The sequence below is a fragment of the Peptococcaceae bacterium 1198_IL3148 genome, from assembly GCA_036763105.1.
In the GTDB taxonomy this organism is placed as follows: domain Bacteria; phylum Bacillota; class Desulfotomaculia; order Desulfotomaculales; family Desulfohalotomaculaceae; genus JBAIYS01.
In genome coordinates this window covers 1-20,547 of sequence record JBAIYS010000017.1, presented here as the reverse complement: position 1 = coordinate 20,547, position 20,547 = coordinate 1, and the positions used below count along the sequence as shown (strand labels likewise).

At 44.2% G+C, this 20,547-nt stretch carries 26 protein-coding genes; 3 read left to right on the top strand and 23 right to left on the bottom strand.

All coding sequences use genetic code 11. The features are described 5' to 3' along the window. Positions 1-55: 55 nt before the first annotated feature. The 3 genes from V6C27_13475 to V6C27_13465 form a co-directional block, all read right to left on the bottom strand. Positions 56-1,444, bottom strand: a complete 1,389-nt coding sequence (locus tag V6C27_13475) for a (Fe-S)-binding protein (protein MEG6617417.1) — start codon at positions 1,442-1,444, stop codon at positions 56-58. Positions 1,445-1,447: 3 nt separating this feature from the next. After that, positions 1,448-2,260 carry a respiratory nitrate reductase subunit gamma gene (locus tag V6C27_13470; GenBank protein MEG6617416.1) on the bottom strand — a complete coding sequence of 271 codons (813 nt, stop codon included), beginning with the start codon at positions 2,258-2,260 and terminating at the stop codon, positions 1,448-1,450. 106 nt (positions 2,261-2,366) lie between these two features. Then, positions 2,367-2,555, bottom strand: coding sequence for a 4Fe-4S binding protein (locus V6C27_13465; protein ID MEG6617415.1), 189 nt, complete (start codon positions 2,553-2,555; stop codon positions 2,367-2,369). A 327-nt stretch (positions 2,556-2,882) separates the two neighbouring features. On the opposite strand from V6C27_13465, the gene V6C27_13460 reads away from it, so the two are divergent. Further along, positions 2,883-3,227 carry a YlbF family regulator gene (locus V6C27_13460; GenBank protein MEG6617414.1) on the top strand — a complete coding sequence of 115 codons (345 nt, stop codon included), beginning with the start codon at positions 2,883-2,885 and terminating at the stop codon, positions 3,225-3,227. Between the two features lie 35 nt (positions 3,228-3,262). Here the strand turns inward: V6C27_13460 and V6C27_13455 are convergent, their stop codons facing one another. Next, on the bottom strand, positions 3,263-3,898 hold the full coding sequence (locus V6C27_13455) for a redox-sensing transcriptional repressor Rex (GenBank protein ID MEG6617413.1): 636 nt from the start codon (positions 3,896-3,898) through the stop codon (positions 3,263-3,265). Positions 3,899-4,069: 171 nt separating this feature from the next. After that, positions 4,070-4,267: a cold-shock protein gene (locus V6C27_13450; GenBank protein ID MEG6617412.1), complete on the bottom strand. Its 198-nt coding sequence runs from the start codon at positions 4,265-4,267 to the stop codon at positions 4,070-4,072. Positions 4,268-4,530: 263 nt separating this feature from the next. Between V6C27_13450 and V6C27_13445 the strand changes: the two genes are divergently transcribed. Continuing rightward, complete coding sequence (locus tag V6C27_13445; GenBank protein ID MEG6617411.1) at positions 4,531-4,899, top strand: hypothetical protein; 369 nt, start codon at positions 4,531-4,533, stop codon at positions 4,897-4,899. A 39-nt stretch (positions 4,900-4,938) separates the two neighbouring features. On the opposite strand, the gene V6C27_13440 is transcribed toward V6C27_13445, so the two are convergent. Genes V6C27_13440 through V6C27_13430 form a run of 3 tightly spaced genes read right to left on the bottom strand, consistent with a single transcriptional unit; the run spans position 4,939 to position 8,407 of the window. Next, the gene (locus V6C27_13440; GenBank protein MEG6617410.1) at positions 4,939-6,855 is read right to left on the bottom strand and encodes a TRAP transporter permease; all 1,917 of its coding nucleotides are present in this window, start codon (positions 6,853-6,855) and stop codon (positions 4,939-4,941) included. A 50-nt stretch (positions 6,856-6,905) separates the two neighbouring features. Then, positions 6,906-7,421 carry a DUF1850 domain-containing protein gene (locus tag V6C27_13435; protein MEG6617409.1) on the bottom strand — a complete coding sequence of 172 codons (516 nt, stop codon included), beginning with the start codon at positions 7,419-7,421 and terminating at the stop codon, positions 6,906-6,908. Positions 7,422-7,432: 11 nt separating this feature from the next. Then, the gene (locus V6C27_13430; protein MEG6617408.1) at positions 7,433-8,407 is read right to left on the bottom strand and encodes a TAXI family TRAP transporter solute-binding subunit; all 975 of its coding nucleotides are present in this window, start codon (positions 8,405-8,407) and stop codon (positions 7,433-7,435) included. Positions 8,408-8,854: 447 nt separating this feature from the next. On the opposite strand from V6C27_13430, the gene V6C27_13425 reads away from it, so the two are divergent. Continuing rightward, entirely contained in the window at positions 8,855-9,634 is a 780-nt protein-coding gene (locus V6C27_13425; protein MEG6617407.1) for a pseudouridine synthase, read from the top strand. A 212-nt stretch (positions 9,635-9,846) separates the two neighbouring features. Here the strand turns inward: V6C27_13425 and V6C27_13420 are convergent, their stop codons facing one another. From V6C27_13420 to cutD, 15 genes are all read right to left on the bottom strand, one after another. Further along, on the bottom strand, positions 9,847-10,836 hold the full coding sequence (locus V6C27_13420) for a diaminopimelate dehydrogenase (GenBank protein ID MEG6617406.1): 990 nt from the start codon (positions 10,834-10,836) through the stop codon (positions 9,847-9,849). Between the two features lie 154 nt (positions 10,837-10,990). After that, positions 10,991-11,278, bottom strand: coding sequence for an ethanolamine utilization microcompartment protein EutM (gene eutM, locus V6C27_13415; GenBank protein MEG6617405.1), 288 nt, complete (start codon positions 11,276-11,278; stop codon positions 10,991-10,993). 20 nt (positions 11,279-11,298) lie between these two features. Then, positions 11,299-11,940, bottom strand: coding sequence for a phosphate propanoyltransferase (locus V6C27_13410; protein MEG6617404.1), 642 nt, complete (start codon positions 11,938-11,940; stop codon positions 11,299-11,301). Between the two features lies 1 nt (position 11,941). Then, positions 11,942-13,435, bottom strand: a complete 1,494-nt coding sequence (locus V6C27_13405; GenBank protein MEG6617403.1) for an acetaldehyde dehydrogenase (acetylating) — start codon at positions 13,433-13,435, stop codon at positions 11,942-11,944. A gap of 46 nt (positions 13,436-13,481) precedes the next feature. Next, a complete protein-coding gene (locus V6C27_13400) occupies positions 13,482-14,099 on the bottom strand; it encodes a BMC domain-containing protein (GenBank protein ID MEG6617402.1) in 618 nt (205 codons plus the stop codon). Positions 14,100-14,113: 14 nt separating this feature from the next. Further along, complete coding sequence (locus tag V6C27_13395) at positions 14,114-14,770, bottom strand: cupin domain-containing protein (protein MEG6617401.1); 657 nt, start codon at positions 14,768-14,770, stop codon at positions 14,114-14,116. A 42-nt stretch (positions 14,771-14,812) separates the two neighbouring features. Further along, on the bottom strand, positions 14,813-15,361 hold the full coding sequence (locus tag V6C27_13390; GenBank protein MEG6617400.1) for a BMC domain-containing protein: 549 nt from the start codon (positions 15,359-15,361) through the stop codon (positions 14,813-14,815). Position 15,362: 1 nt separating this feature from the next. Next, positions 15,363-16,691, bottom strand: coding sequence for a 4Fe-4S dicluster domain-containing protein (locus tag V6C27_13385; GenBank protein ID MEG6617399.1), 1,329 nt, complete (start codon positions 16,689-16,691; stop codon positions 15,363-15,365). A gap of 21 nt (positions 16,692-16,712) precedes the next feature. Beyond that, positions 16,713-16,973 carry a EutN/CcmL family microcompartment protein gene (locus V6C27_13380; protein ID MEG6617398.1) on the bottom strand — a complete coding sequence of 87 codons (261 nt, stop codon included), beginning with the start codon at positions 16,971-16,973 and terminating at the stop codon, positions 16,713-16,715. Continuing rightward, complete coding sequence (locus V6C27_13375) at positions 16,973-17,281, bottom strand: BMC domain-containing protein (protein MEG6617397.1); 309 nt, start codon at positions 17,279-17,281, stop codon at positions 16,973-16,975. The genes V6C27_13380 and V6C27_13375 overlap by 1 nt, the downstream gene beginning before the upstream one ends. A gap of 18 nt (positions 17,282-17,299) precedes the next feature. After that, a complete protein-coding gene (gene eutJ, locus V6C27_13370) occupies positions 17,300-18,136 on the bottom strand; it encodes an ethanolamine utilization protein EutJ (GenBank protein ID MEG6617396.1) in 837 nt (278 codons plus the stop codon). A gap of 1 nt (position 18,137) precedes the next feature. Further along, a complete protein-coding gene (locus V6C27_13365; protein ID MEG6617395.1) occupies positions 18,138-18,800 on the bottom strand; it encodes a cobalamin adenosyltransferase in 663 nt (220 codons plus the stop codon). A gap of 89 nt (positions 18,801-18,889) precedes the next feature. Continuing rightward, positions 18,890-19,324 carry a EutP/PduV family microcompartment system protein gene (locus V6C27_13360; GenBank protein ID MEG6617394.1) on the bottom strand — a complete coding sequence of 145 codons (435 nt, stop codon included), beginning with the start codon at positions 19,322-19,324 and terminating at the stop codon, positions 18,890-18,892. Further along, complete coding sequence (locus V6C27_13355; GenBank protein ID MEG6617393.1) at positions 19,321-19,674, bottom strand: BMC domain-containing protein; 354 nt, start codon at positions 19,672-19,674, stop codon at positions 19,321-19,323. The genes V6C27_13360 and V6C27_13355 overlap by 4 nt, the downstream gene beginning before the upstream one ends. A gap of 26 nt (positions 19,675-19,700) precedes the next feature. Continuing rightward, positions 19,701-20,547: choline TMA-lyase-activating enzyme (gene cutD, locus V6C27_13350; GenBank protein ID MEG6617392.1), on the bottom strand; the 847-nt coding region annotated here is incomplete at its 5' end.

The following is a 20,547-nucleotide window of genomic DNA, read 5'->3' as shown; positions in this document are numbered from 1 at the left end:
TATAAAACATGCTTTAAATATTTTAATATATTTTTGGAAAATATGCTAGTCCCTTTTAAGCGTTTATTGGTGGATATAACGCCGTTCCGACCAAATCAATTAAACCTTTTACTTCTACCCCCAGTTTATGCTCTTCTACCATTGGATATAACTGTGCTTTACAGATTGAGCAGGGAGCAACTAAATAGCCATTGCCATTTTCGCCCACACCGGTGGCGCGTACCTGTTCAGCCTTTTTAGCTGAAAACTTGATGCGCAGTTCATACATTTCTGGCTCATCATAAAGAATAGCTGAACCACCGCCGCAACAGAAGTTACGCTCACGGTTGGGAGTCATTTCTCTAAAATCATTGACACATGGTCTCAATACTTCACGCAGTTTTTCACTGAGGTTACATGCCCGACCAAAGTTACATGGGTCATGCAGTGTAGTCGGATGATCATTAGCCTCAGGGTGAAGTTTTAATTGACCGGTCCGAATGTAGTACGAAGTCTCATCGTGTAGGTGGACAATCGGCACTGGAATTGGACGGTCAGCCATGCTGGGGACATACATTTTACCGGTACGCCAGCCGTGACCACATTCACCCCAGACAATCTTCTTAACACCTAACTTAACCGCTTCATTCAACAAACGCATGGTGTTATGTCGCATGGTATAGCGTTGGTCAAACAACAAACCAAAGTTACCAGCCTCTGCAATTTCACTACTCATGGTCCAATTAACACCTAAGTAGTGGAAAAACTTAGCTGCCCCCATCATGGTGTTGGGGTTTAGCAAAAAGTCAGCAGAAGATGGAATGTATAATACATCAGCCGGTTTGTCTACCGGGATTTTAATATCTACCCCGGTTTCTTCCTGCATTTCTTCTTCTAAGAATTCGCAGGTGTCCACCAGACCCGGTTTTGGCAAGCCAGTGTGGTTACCGGTTTTATACATGGCAGCACCAACGGATGCTTGCAGTTTTGGCACCATACCTAACCAGTGCAGCAATTGACGACCAGCAAAGGTTACTTCACAGGTATCAATACCAAAGGGGCACACCAGCGCACAACGGCGGCACTCATTGCACTGATAGAAGTATGAGTACATTTTATTAATGGTATCTAATGATAACGGCTCGGCACCAACCATTTTGCCAAACAATCTACCTTCTACGGTATAGGCAGCTTTCCATGCTTTACGGAATAGGTCTGCCCGGTTGGTGGGGATATTATTTGGGTCACGGGTACCCAAATAGGTGTGGCAGTTTTCTGCACAAAGACCACATTTAGTACAGGATTCCATTGCCAACATTAAAGGACGAAACTTTTCTACCAAAAATTTTAAATGTTTCAGCGCCTCTTGAACCTTGCGATCATCTGGCACAGGGTCGATAAACAGGGCGCGCATATCCTTTTCGTTTGCCATATTTGGAGCTGTATAATTGTTTCCAATAATCATGCGCTAAACCCCCTCTGAAGTAGTTTTACCACCAGAAACAACGCTAGTGGCGCCACTGGACACACTTACATTTGCACCGGGCATTCCAGGAGCTGGCTCAACATATGGCCGGTTGATAATCCAACGCTCTGCAAACATACCCACTGAGTGCAACAGTTTACTGAATGGGAAAATAATCATTAATAGTTGAACAAATAACAGGTGCAAAATGAAGATAATGTTAAAGTTACTTGTATCAACTGCTTGGAAAGTGGCCAGTTGTACTAAATAAGTTTGTGCTGTTAGATAGTCAATACCATAAGCATCTGGCAACAAACGCATTACGTTACCTAATGTAACGATACACAGCAATAGAATTAAGTGTAGGTAGTCCGCTGGGTTAGAAACCAATTTTACTTCATTGATGGCTAAGCGTCTGTACAATAAATAAAGCAACGCAATCCAAATGACGATACCCATACTGGTACCAAGTATTTCTGACAGATGTGTACTTAGTTCTGGTGAAGTACCAATGTACTTAAACTGTTCTCCTAAAAATGCAAAACCGACAATATGTCCACCGATAATGTTTAAGAGTGCAAAGTGCATAATCCATGCACCGGCCCATAAACTCTTATCACTTTTCCACATGCTTCTAAACAATGCCACTTCAGCAGCATAATTGACCGCTGCCCCGCCTAATGTAGGGGGCGCTGGCGTTAAAACAATATTGTGAACAATTCTAGCGCTGGCCCATCTACCGAGGCGATACAGTAAACCTACTACAAAAATTGTTACAGCTAGATAGGGCAACACTTGGACAACGAAGAATGTCACAGGTACACCTCCTTGGGGTGATCCTAAATTAGGTTATTTTTAAGTTGGTGCAGGTGGTGCTATGTGGTAATAACATCACCTGCAAGGTAATGTTAGTAAATTAAAATTACAGTTCTGAAACGGTTGGGGCAGCATTCGGACAGGTTACAACACAGGTTTCACAGCCCATGCAGTCGGTTTCGCTACCGGTTACCACTGCTTTGCCGTCAACCATCTCCAAAATAGCTGCTGGGCATGCATCTACGCATTCACCACAACCTTCGCACTTGTCAGCATCGATAGATACCATGTACATTCCCCATGACCTCCTTTAACTTTTTCTTTATTGAAAACTACCCTTCTCTCAAGGGAGTAGTCTCCATTTTAATCAATTAGTTAGCTAGTCTATTATATCACAAAATTCCTAATAACTTTTATTCGTGATATATTAAATTATTCCTTCCCTACCAATTACTTTTTTCAGAAAATAGATGCTATTACCCTTTACCTACAAATAATAACACTAACTTTCGCCCTTAGTAAAGGGGGAGTATTTTACAATTTGCATATTAAAACAGATCGCTTGCCATTTTTTTGTGGGATATTATAATAAAGTAGGAAATTATATTAGGAGGTGTCCATTTTGTCTGATGATAAAAATAAAGATATGCTGGCGTTGGCTGAGAAAATAGGACAAGCCTTGGCCGAAACTAAGGAATTTTTGCAAAAGCAAGAGGCTGAACAGCAGCTAAGAAGCAACCGGGAAGCCCGCAAGTTGGTTAAGGATTTTCAAACCCTTAAAAATTCTTTTGAGCGGATGGAAAAACTGGGCCACATGTTAACGGAGAAAAACAAAGTACAGTTAAAAGAAGTGGAAGATAAAGCAATGGCCAACCCCATTGTTAAAAACTGGTTTGACCGCAGTCAACAATTTTATGACTTGGTGATAGCCGTTAATAAAAAAATGCAAGCAGGAATAACAGAATAATAAAGGGGCGGTGGCAAAACTTTGCCACCGCCCCTTTATTGTTTAGCACCATCCAGTAAACAAGCCAGCATCTGCATTTCCATGGTTAAAATATCATTAACCACGTGCACATTTTCTGGCACCTCTATTTTCAGCGGTGTGAAGTTTAATATCGCTTGAACACCATTTTGTACCATGACGTCTGCGCTCATCTGGGCCTTGGCTATGGGGCCTGTAAGCACGGCCAGCTTTATTTCGCGGTCTTTAATAAACTTACCCAGGGCGGTAATTGGTTGTACCATTAACTGCTCCACCATGGTGCCCTTGGCCACTGGCTCTGGGGAGAAAACTGCCACTATGCGAAAATTTCTACCGTACAGACTGTTATATTCCACCAGGGCGCTGGCCATTTTACCAGAGCCCACCAGAATAAATTCCCAATGCTGATCGATATTTAATATTCTACCAATGGCACGGTATAGTAAGTCCACGTTGTAACCAACGCCACGTTTGCCCAGTTCGCCAAAATTAGCTAAGTCCTTTCTGATCATTGCCGCTTCTATACCAACTTCATTGCTCAGTTCCTTTGAAGAAACGGTAGTTTTACCCTGCTCCTTTAATCGTGCCAGCCCTTGGCGATATAATGGTAATCTTTTGGCTATCGCTTTAGATAGGTTTTGGGAATATTTCATTATAAATATTCACCCCAATGTATTCAGAAAAATATCATAATTCAATCAATTATACACCTAATATATCACACCCTTTGCAAAAGGTCTATTCCCTTTAATATTTTTGGCAAACTAAAAAGGGTATTCTCTCAATAAGAAAATACCCTTTGGTATGCTTACGTCGGTTATATATTACAGAGGAATAACGTTAGAAGCTTGAGGTCCACGGTTACCTTCCACAACCTCAAATTCTACCCTTTGTCCTTCCTCTAATGTTTTGAAGCCTTCTGTTTGAATGGCAGAGAAGTGAACAAAAACGTCGCCACCCTCATCGCTCTCAATAAATCCATAACCTTTTTCAGCACTAAACCATTTTACTTTTCCTAACATCTTACTAGGTCCTCCTAAACATAAAATAAATTTACCAAAAAGCTGAAGTATTACCCTAATCTTTAGCCCTAGTTTAGAAGGACCAATAGATTTACCGGTCATTCAACTTTTTAATACTCGATGTAAGTATAGCATTTTTTTATTTAGAACACAACTTTTATTAGCCATGTCAATAGGAGTATTTTGCCACCGTTTCTATAGTATGATTACCGATTTAAATAAGAAAAATAATTGTGTACTACCTAAAAAGGAGGGTTTAAAATATGCAAACCGACAAAGGTGCCCAAAGGGAAAACGCCCGCAGAATTGAAAACCTAATTAACCTGGTTGACAACCACACCAGAACAGAACGGCATTTAGAGCAGTACTCCGATGCTGAATTCTCAAATGATAAAAACATTGCCCATGCCAACAAAATTCAAAAAGAGCGTGAACAGCAAATAGAGCATTTAAAAAATGTTATTGCCTACGGAGAGCATAACAGCACTGACGACTTGCAAAACCTACAACAAAATTATCAGTACACCCAAAACTACCTAGATAATAACGCAGACCATATGGACAAAGAAACCTTAGAAAGAACTAAAGAAAAGCAAGCCCACCGCAAAGAACAAATGAACTGGCTAGCATAAAATTAGGGCGCAATTTGCGCCCTAATTACTGCTTTAAAATTAACTTGCCATAGTGGGTTGATTCTTTTCCTTTTTAACCTTGATTACTTGAATAATGAAGGCTCCAATCAGCAGTGCGAAACCAATTATATCAGTATTAAGTTCGGGGTGGACCATGAGTAAACCACCAACAAAGAACATAATTCTTTCTAGCCAACCAGCATGGGTGTTAAGGTAACCGGATACGGCTGCCGCAATTCCGATCATACCAATGATAGAGGTTGTCACAATCCATAGAACCTGGGGTATTGTGGTGTCTATCATTAATAGTGCCGGCGACATAACAAAGATATACGGCACCAAAAAGGCTGCTATGGCCAGTTTAAATGCATTGACACCGGTTTTCATCGGGTCAGCCTTAGCAATACCAGCACCGGCAAAGGCTGCCAAACAAACCGGCGGGGTAATGTCAGCAATGATGCCAAAGTAGAAGGTAAACATGTGGGCTGCCAAAACAGGTACGCCAAGTTCAACGATAGCAGGTGCGGCAATGGTCGAAGTAATTACATAGTTAGCCGTTGTTGGCACACCCATACCCAGAACCAGCGATGTTAACATGGTAAAGAACAGTGTAGGCAATAATTGCCCTTGGGCCAAATTAATCAGTGTGGTGCCAAGGGTTAAGCCAAGACCAGTTTTTGTAACTACACCAATAATTATCCCGGCGGTGGCACAGGCCACTAAAACCCCCAAGGCGGACCGAGCACCATTCTCTAGACCTTCAATCACATCTTTTAAAGACATTCTTGTATCTTTACGCAACATAGCACACACAATAGAAAGCCCAATGGCCCATAATGCCGCCCGCATTGGCGTAAAGCCAGATACCAATAAATAAATAATCGCTACTAGTGGTATCGCCAAGTGTCCCCGTTCAACCAATATTTTACCTACTTTGGGCAACTGATCCCGGGACATGCCTTCTAAGCCATTTTTCTTGGCCTCCAAGTGCACACCAATCCAGACCCCAGTAAAATACAGTAATGCTGGAATAGCTGCTGCTTTAACAATATTTATATAAGGAGTACCGATAAATTCAGCCATTAAAAAGGCTGCCGCCCCCATAATTGGTGGCATTAGTTGACCCCCGGTGGATGCTGTGGCCTCCACCGCTCCAGCAAACTCTGGCTTGTAACCCAGTTTTTTCATCATGGGAATGGTAAAGCTACCGGTGCCGGCAACGTTACCCACCGAACTACCAGAAACTGTACCCATACAACCACTGGACAATACTGCCACCTTAGCGGGACCACCCCGGGCCCAACCAGCCACAGCGTTAGCCACATCAATAAAGAATTTTCCCAGGCCAGTTTTTTCCAGGTAGGCGCCAAACAAAATAAACAAGAAAATAAAGGTGGAGGAAACCCCCAGAGGAATACCAAAAATACCCTCTGTGGTAAAGTACAGGTGTCCCACCAGTTGTTTAGTGTTAACCCCTTGGTGAGCCATAGAACCCGGAACCATAGGACCGGCATAGGCATATGCTATAAAGGCACTGGCCACAATGACAATGGGCCATCCCACCACGCGGCGAGCTGCTTCCATTACCAGTAAAATACCAATAGCACCCACCACCATGTCTGTGCTGGTCAACATTCCAGCCCTCATGACCAGTTCTTGGTAGTTAATAATAATATAAAGAGGCATGGCTGTCGCTACTATTGCTAAGATACCATCCAGCCAATGTAGTTTGCCCCGGGACCAACTTTTTCTAGCTGGGTACAGCAGGTATACCAGTGCCATACCAAAGGAAAGGTGGGCAGCACGCTGCAGTTGAGCATCCAGCACACCGAAGGTGGCGGTGTAAAGCTGAAATAATGAAAAGGATATGGCTATTAAAGCCACAAATAATTTCCAACCGCCCGTGTATTTTCTATAATCAGATTCCCGGTCATACTTGGCCATAAACTCTTGCATATTTAGTTCGTCGTCTTTTTTAATGTTTTGATTAGTCAACATTTACCTCCTCACTGCAATATATTTTGCCGTATTAATTTTACTGGAGTATATTGTGTCATCTGCACCCTTACCAATGCACCTGTTTTAAAATAGTCTTGGTAATAATACTGCTTTCCTCGGTAAACCAGTGCCTGTTTAGTTATGGGATTGAAAGCTTGGTTAATTGTATTAAACTTTCTATTTAACCCTTTAAGTACAAATAAACCATCTTTGTTTTCCAGCTCACCCTCTTCGGGCAAAAAGGGCAAGCCTACGCCCAATGACTTATAAGTGGTTGAGGTCAGTAATAACGTATTATCCGGCGCAAGAATAAAATATTCTTGCACCGGTGTTTTTAATACTGAATGGGTAAATTCTAAGTAAAATGTCTTATCCCACACCATGGGGATTGCCAATACAGGTTCATCTTCATTTTGTTCGCCTACCAACAGCGTTGGAATTGGCACCAAAAACATAGCCAGTATTGCTGCTAACATTATTATTGCTAATCCTAACTTAATCCGTTGCCGGTATAATGCTGGCATATTGATCACAACTATTCGTTAAAGTATTTTTCTGCCCCTGGATGCATTGGGATGGAGATGCCCTCTTTAGCTGATTCCTTAGAGATATACTGACCCACGCTATGGGCTGCTTTCACTTTATCGATGTTGTCGAAAATTGCCTTGGTGATGTCGTAGGCATCTTGCTCAGCCATATCTGCCTTAACCACCAACATTGCCATAATACTTACGGCATTCACATCTTCAGTTTGACCGGGATAGGTTCCGGCTGGAATGGTCATTGGTGTATAGTAAGAATAGTTCTCTTGTAACTTTGCTACCTTATCTTCATCCAGTGATAGCATCACAATATCGTGTTGGGCTGCAATGTCTTGGATAGCTGATGTTGGAAAACCAGCGGATAGGAAAGCGGCATCAATATTACCGTCCTTTAAGCCATTTGCTGCCTCAGAGAATGATAAGAATTGCTCATCAATGTCATCAAAGCTCATGCCATAGGCACCTAAAACTTGCTCTGAGTTGGATACCACACTACTACCGGCAGCACCAACAGCTACCTTTTTACCTTTTAAGTCTTCAATACTGTTAATACCGGTACTTTTAAGGGTAACAATTTGCACAGTTTCTGGATAGATGGTGGCAATGGCCTGTAGGTCCGCCACTTTATTGTCTGCAAACATTTCTGTTCCGTTAACAGCGTAGTAAGCAATATCGTTCTGTACAAAGGCCATTTGCACACTGCCGTCATTTAACATGTTGACGTTAGCCACAGAGGCGCCTGTGGATTGGGCAGTGGCGCTAACACCGGAAATGTTTTCATTTAAAACCCCAGCAATTGCTCCGCCCAATGGGTAGTAAACACCAGCGGTACCACCAGTGGCAATATTTATAAACTTTTTGTCCGCTGCTGCGTTTTCTGAATCTGAAGATCCACAACCTGTAATTAGCACTGCCAACATGGCCACCGCCATCAGCAGTAACATTCCACGCTTTTTAAACCTAAACATGACTTTTCCCCCTTAATTAATATTTATAAGTTATTTTTGTATTAGTAAGTGTTTCAACAACCTCCCTTTTTTTAATATTTTCTTTATTCAAGCTTTACTAATTAACCAGTTAGACACAAGGTGTTGATATGTTGACACAATTTATATATATTTTATAAAAGTGTTCAAAATTCCTGCAAAAATCTTATTAAATTTTCGTAACATTTAATGTAAACAAAACAATATCCGGTGCCATAAACACACTGAAAATAAAAAGACCAATAGCGCGACACTATGTACATAGAATCGCGGTATCGGCCCCTTTGCCAGTAAGCAATTATTTAAATATGTTAATAATTATACCACAACTGTAATATAACTGTCATTATATTTTACCTATTGTATACAGTTACCTTTACCTAAATACAGCACCTCTATTGCTGGACTATAATTTACCGTTGCTATATAATGCAACAAGTGGTAGATGAAAGTGACGAAAGGTTGAGATTAATGTCTAATAACAGTGGACAACGGTTAGATAAAACTTTAGCCCATATGGGTTTAGGCACCCGCAAAGAGATTAAAAAGCTAATCAAGGAAAAGAAGGTCACCGTCAATGGCAAAATTGCCAGCGACCCCGGAATGCACATTTTACCCCATCAGGATTTGTTGATGGTAAATGGCAAGCAAATTATTTACCGCCAATATATTTATATAATGTTAAACAAACCCCAAGGGGTTTTATCTGCCACCGAAGATGAATTGGCCCAAGTGGTTGTGGATCTGCTGCCTGCCGAATACCACTGTTTTCGTCCCTTCCCGGTGGGCAGGTTAGATAAAGATACCGAAGGCCTGCTGCTATTAACCAACGACGGCCAACTGGCCCATCAACTGCTATCACCCAAAAAGCAGGTGCCCAAAACCTATTATGCGGTGATAGATGGCTTAGTTACCGCTGCCGATGTCAAAGCCTTTGCTCAGGGCGTAACTTTAGACGATGGTTACCGCACGTTGCCCGCTGAGTTAAAAATTATTTCCTCAGGGCCCAAATCAGAAATTGAGCTTACTATATATGAAGGAAAATTTCATCAGGTAAAGCGGATGTTTCAATCGGTGAACAAAAAAGTTACATATTTAAAGCGCATATCCATGGGTTCATTGGTGTTGGACCAGACACTGGCCCTGGGTGCTTATCGGGAGCTAACCCCAGAAGAAATCCGCCGGCTGCAGGCAGCGAACGACATATAGTAGCGCTGAGTTCACCATAACCTTTGAATGTTATCGGGGCAGGCGTGGAAACCTGCGCATCATTTCGTCGCATTCGGTCACCCCCAAGGATGCTGCTGCTTTTGCCACCGTGCTAGTATCTTCAAAGGTTAATATCTCCACTGGCCTTTGCTACTGATTAAAAAAATCTATTACATTAGCTACTGACATATATAACCTCCATACCCCTTGTGCTAGAGTAAGTAACGCCGTAAGTCTTGGGGCGTTTTGCTTGATAAATAGCCCAAGGGAATATCAAATACTGTTTTGGCCCCAATTTGCCCTTCACGATTAAGGCGATATACCGCCCGGGCGAAAGCAACCAGCACACTGCCTGTAAACTGAGGATTGCTGGCCAATTTTAAAGAGAATTCCATTATGTGTTGGTTTTCTCCATTATCTCCGGTCTGGCCACTGCGGATCACAAAACCTCCGTGGGGCATTTTAGAGTGTTGCTGCTGCAGTTCTTCTTCGGTGATAAAAGTTACCTTGGTGTCATAATCCGCAAAGTAGTTGGGCATGTTTTTAATTTGTTCCTCAATTTGCCCCTTATCGGCCCCCTCTTCGGCCACCACATAGCAATCCCGAATGTGTTTTTGCCGGGCAGTTAATTGCGGGGTGTCGCCGTTTCTAATTGCTTCTATAACTTCGGTCACCGGAATGGTGTACTGTACTGCACCCTTAACCCCCGGTATTCTTCTAATGGCATCGGAATGACCTTGGCTAACCCCTGGCCCCCAGAAGGTATAGTCTTGGCCCGCTGGCATCACTGCCCCGGCCAACAGCCGGTTCATTGAAAACAATCCCGGATCCCAACCAATGGAAATGGCACTGGTTTTACCACTTTCTTGGGCCGCTTGGTGTACAGCGTCAAAGTATTCTGGGATTTTAGCATGGGTATCAAAGCTATCCACCGTGTTAAACATTTTAGCAAAGTACGGACCCTGTTGGGGCAAGTCGGTGGCGGAACCACCACAGAGGATCATCACATCAATATCATTAATATAGTCTTTAACGGTGTCGGTGTTTACTACCTTAACATTTTCCGCAATTTCAATGGCGGTCACCGGCCTTCTGGTGAAAATGGCCACCAATTCCATATCTGGGTTCTGTTTAATAGCTGATTTAACTCCCTTACCAAGGTTACCGTAGCCCACTATGCCCACTCTAATTTTGTTGTCCATTTTAACCTCCGTTATGTATTTAAAATAGTTCATTTCCATAAATTACTGCTATTATAACATGACCATTTAAGGTTGCACAAAAATAGAGATTAAAAAAGAGGCTACTCAATATTATTGAGTAGCCCCTTTTTGGTATAGCTTGTCTAATTAGTTATTACGCTTCTTTAACTGTAGGCAGGATCAATTCTACGTCGGTGTGTGGACGTGGAATTACATGAACAGAGATCAGTTCGCCAACTCGCTGCGCAGCAGCAGCGCCTGCATCAGTTGCCGCCTTAACAGCACCAACATCGCCTCTTACCATAACAGTTACTAAACCACCACCAACATGTTCTTTACCGATAAGTGAAACGTTAGCAGCTTTAACCATAGCATCTGCTGCTTCAATTGCTCCTACTAAACCTTTGGTTTCAATTAATCCTAAAGCTTCTGATTTACTCATTTTTGTTTCCTCCTAGTGTTTTATTTTACTATCTTTATTTTTGAATTTGCTGAGATATTAAAAGCATTTGCTTCTTCTGTATCGATATGACATTCCAGAGCCGAAGTGTTGTTGGCTCTGATGACGACATTCGAGTAAGTTCCTCCCCGAAGTCCGTCTATTTGGATATTTACCAGTTCTCCATCGGTTACACCTAAGCGTTTGGCATCTTCCAGTGTCATGTGGATGTGCCGTTGCGCAATAATAACGCCTTTGGATAGCAAGATGCTTCCTTTGGGGCCAATGATGGTGATTCCTGGAGTTCCTTGCAGATCCCCGGACATTTTCACCGGCGCGATGATACCAAGTTTGAAACAATCTGCCTTAAGTATTTCTACTTGAGTTTCGCTTCTCACCGGTCCTAGGATGCGAACTTTTTCAATGGCACCTTTAGGGCCGCATATGGTCAGCGTTTCTTTACAGGCATATTGCATCGGTTGAGACAGATCTTTAATTTTTGTTAGTTGGTATCCCGGGCCAAACAGCGTGTCCAAATCTGTTTGGGAAAGATGAATATGACGGTTAGATATGCCCACGGGTATGGAATTGTCGTCCTTTTTTAAATTCCCCCCTTCTTGGAGTGCTTCCAGCAGAAGTGCTGCTAAAGCGTCGTATTTTCCCACTTTAGTTTTCACCTCTTTGTTTCAGTAGCGCAATGACTTCATTGACAACATTCATAATTTCATCATCACTGATGGCATTGTTACTACCGCTTTGTGCCCCACAGGCTGAATAAGAGGGAGCTGTATTTTCAGTGCAGTCTTTGATTCCATAGGCCACACGCTTTTTATTAATCAAGTGCAGCGGCGTTACGTTATCGGATGTTGCACTGCCACCCCAGGTGCCGCAACCCAGTGTAAAGGCCGGTGCCAGTCCGGTGCTAACCCCAACACCACCTTGGGTGGATGGTGTGTTAACCAAAATTCTAAACACTGGTTTTTCAGCAAATTTCATGGCCATTTCATGGTTTTGGGTATGAATGGAAAGGCTGTGGCCAACCCCGCCATTATTCAATAATTTAATGGACAGCTCACAGGCTTCCTGCCAATCCTTTACTGTGTAAAAAGCCAGCACGGTGGTGAGCTTTTCATAGGACAGCGGATACCCTTCACCAACACCCTGTTGTTCACCCAACAATACTTTTGTGCCAGCGGGAATAGAGATGCCGGCAGCGCTGGCAATATATTCCGCAGAACGCCCAACCATTTTTGCATTCATGGCATAGCCACGCACAAACAGGTTTTTAGCCACTTGCTCTGTTTCTGCTGGTGTCATAAAGTAGCCACCTTGGCGTCTGAACTCTTCCATAACCTGATCCCGCATGCATTCTTCAACAATAACTGATTGTTCCGATGCACAGATGGTGCCATTGTCAAAGGTTTTACTGGTGATAATGTTTTTGACGGCCTTTGAAATATCGGCAGTTCTCTCTATAAAGCAAGGTACGTTGCCGGGACCCACGCCCAAAGCTGGTTTTCCTGCGCTGTACGCTGCCTTTACCATGGCGGTACCGCCGGTGGCGATAATCATGTCCACATCATCACAATGCATCAGTTCATTGGTGGCCTTCATCGAAACTTTTGAAATGCAGCCAATGATATTGGCCGGGGCTCCGGCAGCCACTGCCGCATCATTCATCAGTCTGGCTGCTGCCAGCGTACATTTCAGCGCTGAAGGGTGTGGTGAAAATACAATGCCGTTGCGAGATTTAATGGCGATAATGGATTTGTATATTACGGTAGATGTGGGGTTGGTTGAGGGAATAATTCCCATCAAAACTCCCACCGGTTCGGCAATTTCCACCACTTTGTTAACTTGATCATCTTTGATCACGCCAATGGTTTGCATTGGTTTAATAAATTTATATAGTTCTGTGGACGCAAACTGATTTTTAAAGGTTTTATCTTCTACTTTACCAAATCCAGTTTCTTCCACCGCCAATTTTGCCAGTGAAACAGCATTTTCCTCCGCTGCCTTCACCATGTTGCAAATGATTTTATCAATCTGTTCGGCATTAAATTTTGCCAGTTGAGCTTGGGCAACTTTAGCCTGGCGGGCAAGATTTCTGGCCGCTTGCACCGTTTGTAAATCATAATCATAGGTTTCAAAGGTTTCCACTTACTATTCCTCCCTACACTGTCATTGGTTATTTGGGCAGGGATAATTACTTTTGCTGCCAATGTTTGTAATACCCCTTTAGTTTCTGGATCAGTAATTCTTTGTTTGCTTTGGATATGGCTCTTCCTGCTATGCCAAGATCTTTATATTCTCTTGCCAGCTTCCGAAGTTTTGCCACCGAAAGCGATTTCAGCATTGCCACCGCTTTTTCAAGGCCGAATTGCTGTACCAAAGCATCTAACTCTGGTTTGTGGACGCTCACCAGCGTTGTTGGCGCTGGCTTAGTGCTCTCCTCCACGATCTTGGCCGGTTCTGTCACTTCTGTAGCATCTGTAACCCCTTGGTTTGCCAATGGTTCATTTATGTTGGCTTTTTCCTCAACGGTATTTGCCCGGGCCGCTACAATGTTTTCCATCTCATAATGCGGCCTAGCAATTACATGCTGAGAAATCAATGACCAGCGATTAATTTTTTCCACTGCTGCTACGCCTGCTTCCACGGCAGCTTTCACAGCAGCCACATCACCAGTTACCATAATTGTTACCAGGCCACCACCAACAAAGGTTCTTTCCACAAGTTCCACTTGGGCCGCTTTGAGCATGACGTCTGCACATTCAATAGCAGGGAGGAGCCCCCGTGTCTCAATTAGACCAAGAGCCTGCATCGCTTACCCTCCTATCAATTCGTTGGGTGGGTTGCGTAGAAAAGTCTAGCATACCCGTCAGCACTCCAGGTTACCTTGGAACCTTTGGGTACCAATAGTACATCCCCTTGGCAGGCGTGATAAGTCTGACCATTAATGGTGATGGACAAGCTGCCTTCGAGAATAATATCAATCTCCCCATGGCACATTTCCCACTCAAAGCTGGATTTCTCAATGGTTAAAAAGCCAGCGCTCATTTGGGAATCATTTTGACTAACCACTTCACGATAGGCTACGTTGGTACTGGGATTCCCTGTATCAAAGGCCTGGTATTTCACTGACCTGCCGCGCACAATTTTAAATCCACTTTTGGGATCAAAGTCTGTAACAAAGGGCGGTTCGGGAGATGGCCCGGAAGCGCTTGCCAGCAGTCTGCTGGACAATACTGCCTTTACAACTTGATAGATCACGTCAGGATCAATCCCATTTATCCGGCAATCTTTCTGTTGCAGACCAGCGTCTTTGCAAGTGTGATTTGCCGCAACAGATGCATCTGTTGTAAAGTCGACCCCCAGCTCTCTGGCCAGATCCTTGGCCGACGGTGTGACAATGGTATTGGTGTCTACGCAAATTATGTTTTGTCCCCTATCTGCTGCTGCTTTGACCTCATTTGCACAAACAAGTTTTTTCAAAATAGCACCTCCCTTGGTAAAGTGTTGTCTGTAATTGTAGTGTTAGAATAGTGATGTCCACAGTCTGTCCGACGGAGAAGCAATTACCTCGACATCTACTAACAAACCTTTTTCCAGAGCAATGGCTTTTCCGGCATCGATACCTGCTTGCACCGCGGCCACATCTCCGGTAAAGGTGAAATATGCTTTGCCCCCCAGGCCACTACCTAAACGCAACTCCAGAGCCTGTATGTCCGCAGCTTTCAGTGCTGCATCGGCTGCAATAATCATTGATGCCAGCGAGAATGATTCCATAATTCCCAGCGCTCCGGTTTCATCCGGCATGGTGGTGGAGGTAATGGCCGGGAAAACACCCGGATGGACATTGGGCAGGATAAAGCTATCCACCAGATACTCTCCTGCTGTTTCCTCGCCTACGCCAATGGAGCTTTCCACCGCAGCAACATCCCCTGAAACAATGGCGATATATTTTCCCGGACAGACAGAAGATGCAGTGACAACCTCAACGGCAGCGGTTTTAAGCATCAGGTCTGCCGCAAAAATTCCTCTGGCAATACTTGTAAGCTCAATCATACCTATCGCGTTATACATACTAACCCACCTTTATCACAATAGAATTATCCGTTTTCTCTACAACAGTACCGTCGAGGCTGGCGTGAACGGCAGCGCCGAGACTATTGTCTGGAATTTTTCCAATCAGTTGCCCAGCTCTAACCTGCTCACCTACCGCCACAACCGGTATCGCCGGCGCACCAATGTGCTGCCGCAGCGAAATACTAATGTATTCGGGTTTAAATTCCACCTGGGTCATGGGTGCCGGTTTTTCAAAAGCCGTTAAACCAATTTTGGCAATTAAACGTTTGCTAGGCAGCAGGCGATATTCTCTGGCCGAACGTGGTTGGAATTCGGTCTCTGTGGGCTGATATCTAACCCCCTGTTCTGCCAACCTTTGCTTATAAAGTTTATTGACCGTTCGCGGCGGCAGACCGGCCGGACAGGAGAACAATTCGCAAACGTTACATTCGCAACACAGTTGCGCAATTTGTAACTCCTTTACGTCCTCAAGATTGTAGCGCAAAGCCCGCATCACTTTGTGTGGTTGAATATTGTGCCCCAACAGATAGCGGGGACATATATCGGTACACATCCGACATTGTTCACAGGCGCTTCTGCCAATTATCCTTGCTTGGTCAAAACTGACAGATTTTTTACCAATGAGAAAATGGTCTTTTTTGAGCACCACATACCCTTTGCTCTTTTTAGTGACATACCCATCCACACTGTTCATTACCGGACCCATCATCGGTCCACCGTCTATCACCGCATAATCATCCACATTTTCCAACCCGCACTGTTTAATCACATCCCGGATGGGTGTGCCCACAGGTACTTTCACTGTCACCGGCTGAGGAACATCCCCGGCAACGGTGATGTAGGTCTCTGTAACGGGATTTCCTGCCAGCGCGTTGGCGATATTTAAGGCCGTTTCTGAATTGATAACCACACAGCCCACCTTTAGGGGAATGGATGCTTCCGGAACAATTCTGTTAGTCAGTTGATAAACCAAAACCTGTTCATCACCAACGGGGTAGACATCTGGCAATTCCTTCACTTCCATGTAATTTGCCAACCCCAAAGCGGCAATTCTTTCACGCATGATGGCGATGACTTCTTTATGTTTGCCCTTAATGCCAATGATGGCCTGGCGGGCTTCAATATACCTTCCGGCAGCTTCCAACCCCCTAATGATTTCATCAGGGTACAGCTCCATCAATTGCTGGTCCACCCTTAAAAGCGGTTCACATTCCGCTCCGTTAAGCAATATATACTCGGCTTTAGAAGTTAATTTGGCGTGAGTTGGGAAGCCAGCTCCCCCAGCTCCAATAATCCCTGCATCTTTGATTATGCTCTGCAGATCCAAATTGTTTCACCCCCAGATTTGTTAAAACACGCAGTCTTCGTCAATGATTCCCACAATAACGGCATCAATGGGTGTATCGTCCCGATCGAGCATTTTGCGAGCGGAGCTGCCAGTACAGACCAGCACCCGTTCGCCAATGCCAGCACCAATGGTGTCGGCAGCTATTATCAGCCGGCCGGCATCAATACCGCCGAGAACTTCCACCAACATAAATTTCAGTCCCCTGAGAGAATCGGCTTTTCTTGTTGACCAGATATTATCAATTACCTTGGCTGCTATCATCAGGTCTCACCCTTTTCTGCTGCTTTCATCTTACTTTTTATTTCATTTATAGCCGCTTCCACCGATGCGGTATCTCCAAAGATGGCGATCATAATCAGATTTTGCGGGCAATGGCCTTTAATATCTTCCACCACCACCCCAGCCGCCTTTTCTGCAATGTCAGCAGCAAAAACCATGTCAATTAGCCGCCCCTGAACTAAACCGACGGCATCATAATTCTCGATGGCGATGGTAGAGGCAGATCCCTTGCGGCGAAAGAGCATGTCCAATGCCCCCTTGGCGGGGGACTTGATAATCCTATAGTCCATGTGCAATTTCACCCCTACCTAAAGGATTTGTTGGGTACAGTTAAGGGCAATACCCAAAGGCGTTACAAACATCGGATTCTGTGGCTTTAATGTGGGTAGTTTAGTTTGTTTAGCGATGATTTCTTCAATCCCTTGTAAGCAACAGGTGCCACCCACCAGATAGATTTCTTTTACTTGGTGTTCACTGATGTGACGACTGATAATGGATGAAACCTTTTCAATCACCGGTCGCAACACCGGCATCAATTCCCTGTGGTTTTTGGAGTCTCGCTTATATCGATCGGCATCTTCAAAACTCATTTTATAGGCACCGGAAACAACCAGCGAAAAGTGAGTGCCACCGGTGGGTTCGTCGGCTACATAAACCACTTTGCCGTCTTTAATGATAGCAATCCCAGTGGTGCCGCCACCAATATCCACAATGGCACCGTCCTTTATCTTCAGAGCGGCATTGGCCGCTGTGGGCTCATCCAACAGGTTGGTAATTTCAAAACCTGCCCCTTCAACCACATGTCTAATGGCACCGGAGTCCAGGGTAAAGGTGCCTGGCGGAAGGGCCGCCGCAGCGTAAATCAGCTCGGTACCAAGTTTCTCTTCCAGCTCTTGTTTTAACTCCTTCACAATGCGCATGGCACCGATATAGTCCACCACCATGCCATCTTTGACCACATTGGCAAAACGGTAGGCTCCGGCAACAGGTTGATAATTCTCATCCAACACCGCCAGCACAACATAGGCTGTTCCCAGGTCAACACCGGTGTAATAAACGGAGGATTTATTCAATATTGGTTTTTTAATTACTTTTTCAAAATTACAAATAAGTTGATCGCAGTATTGAAATGCTGAATTTGCCATGTTACTTTTGCCCCCCTAGACACTTCCACATCATCATGCAGAGGATATTAATGATCAAATTGACTTTATCAATCAATTCTTGCCGGGAACAAGCTTGCTGTTCCTCCTGCCAGTAGACTTCCAAAATGGCCGGTTCCACCTCACGGAGGGAAGCGCGCAAATAATTAAGTAGCGTAATCTCTTTACCATTTTTCAAGCCGACGTGAAACTCGTTAATATCATCGTACTCTTCCAGGTGATGGGTTCGTCTTTTTATTTCCTCTTCAGACCATCCCCAAAACTCAATGTCCTCTGGGGGATGCTGTTTGCGCTCCGCTTGGCCCACGTTTCGGAAACACTTTCCCAGTGCCATCACTTGCTGTGACAACACAACATCTCCTCCGCGTAAAATTTCTGCAGCAACTAGGAGAAATAAAGATTCAATGCGGTCCATTGTTCTGCGCAATCTCAGGGTGCAGTGGTTTCTCTGCCCCTGTACTTGATGCGCTTGGTTGGTATTTGTTTTTTGGCCATCACCAATTGGGGCCTGTACCAACGTCACTCGTCTGTCCATAAGAAATTGACGGGCCCCCGGTGTAATCCTGGCATCTGGCTCCAGCACATAAGAAGTAAAGGGTTCTCTTTTGTATAGATCTCGCAATTCCATTTCGGTGATGAATTTCATGACCTCACCCCACCTTCCTGAACGTCAATTTATTGCTGAAGCATCAAGAATGCATTTATATATGAAGAATCTAGATTTTTAACCGATTCTTAATTTCTAATTAAATAGTCCTTTAACGCTTTGACGCCGGTATTATCTTTTAAAGATATCCAAAAATAAGGTTCTAAAATCCCTATCTTTTTTAACTGCTGTCTTGTCAAATGAGCATTGTGCGGCGCCAAATCAATCTTAGTAACCACTCCAATGACCGGACAGGTAAAGGATTTAGCAAAACCCGGTGGATATACTTCAGCGACTCGCCATTGATCAACCAGCATCAACACATGGGATGCGGTTTGTGCCGTTGCAATTAGATATTTATAGGCATAAGCGTTTTCAATATAAGCACCCGGTGTGTCGATGGTGTTTTTGCCGTAAATAACCTCTTGGGTCTTTTTTAACGGGCCTTTGCCATCGTTTAAAACCTTGGCCAGTGTAGATTTGCCGCATTGAGTTGGTCCGACAATCATAATTCGCTTCTTCATGTGCGGGTAATCTTGGCCGGCGTGAAGCCCAACAGTTTTTCTAGCGTGTCATTAATGGCCACCATAGCCTCTTCCACACTGGCCACATCACCGGCTATCACCAGCGAACCGGTAAATCGATCAAGAAAACCAATTTCTACGCCGGATGTCTTGGTGGCAATATCCGCTGCAATAATTGCCGTCTCACAGGGGGTGAGGGTGGATATGCCAATGGCCCCTCTTTCTTCAATGCCCAACCGTTCATATATCTCTTGCACCGGCGAAGCAATGATGTGTGCCAGAGTAACCTGCTTGCCAGGCACCGACTCCTGAATAATCCGTTTTCTGTCAAACTCATCGGCTACACTCATAAAACCCCTCCGTCCGGTAGATACATTTAATGTCTGATCACTGTCACCTGGATGTCATAACCCTTGATAAACTCTTCAATTTTAGCCAACTCTTCTGCTTTAAAACTTAAATCTTCGGCAATGGGATATTTCATGTCCAATTGCTTGTATTTGTTGATGCCCAATTTGTGATAGGGAAGCAAGTCAATGCCCTGAAAGTTCTTATAAATTTTAAAGGGCTGCAAAAATTCTAAAGTTCTACCAATGGCATCTTCACTATCATTCAATCCTCGAATCAAAGGCATCCGCACTTTGACATTATACCCCCGGCGGATCAGCTCCGTTAGATTATCCAAAATACGTTCATTGTGCACCCCGGTAAGTTCATAATGTCGCTCGGAATCAATGTGCTTAATGTCAAACAGAAATAAATCGGTAAACTCAGCGATTCTCAACAGTGCTTCCTGTTTTACATAGCCTGAGGTTTCAATGGCGGTGTGAATGCCCAGCCGTTTACATTCCGTCAACAGGTTGGTGGCAAATTCCGGCTGGGCTGTCACTTCCCCTCCCCCCAGCGTAATGCCTCCGCCTGAGCTCATGTAGAAAGGCATATCCTGCTGGATGATATCCATCACTTGGGAAATGGTTTTTTCTGAACCCACCACCGACAGTGCCTGCTTGGGGCAAACGCTTTCACACTTTCGACATCCGATACAGTCAATGTCTCTGTTTACCCTATGGCGCCTGCCAGCTTCATCCTGAAAAAAATGGATGTGGGCGGGACAAATAGGAATACAGTTGCCACAGTTAACACACAAATCTTCTTTGAACATCACCTGATATTTCCTTTCCAGACCCTCCGGATTGGAACACCACTTGCATCTCAAGGGGCAA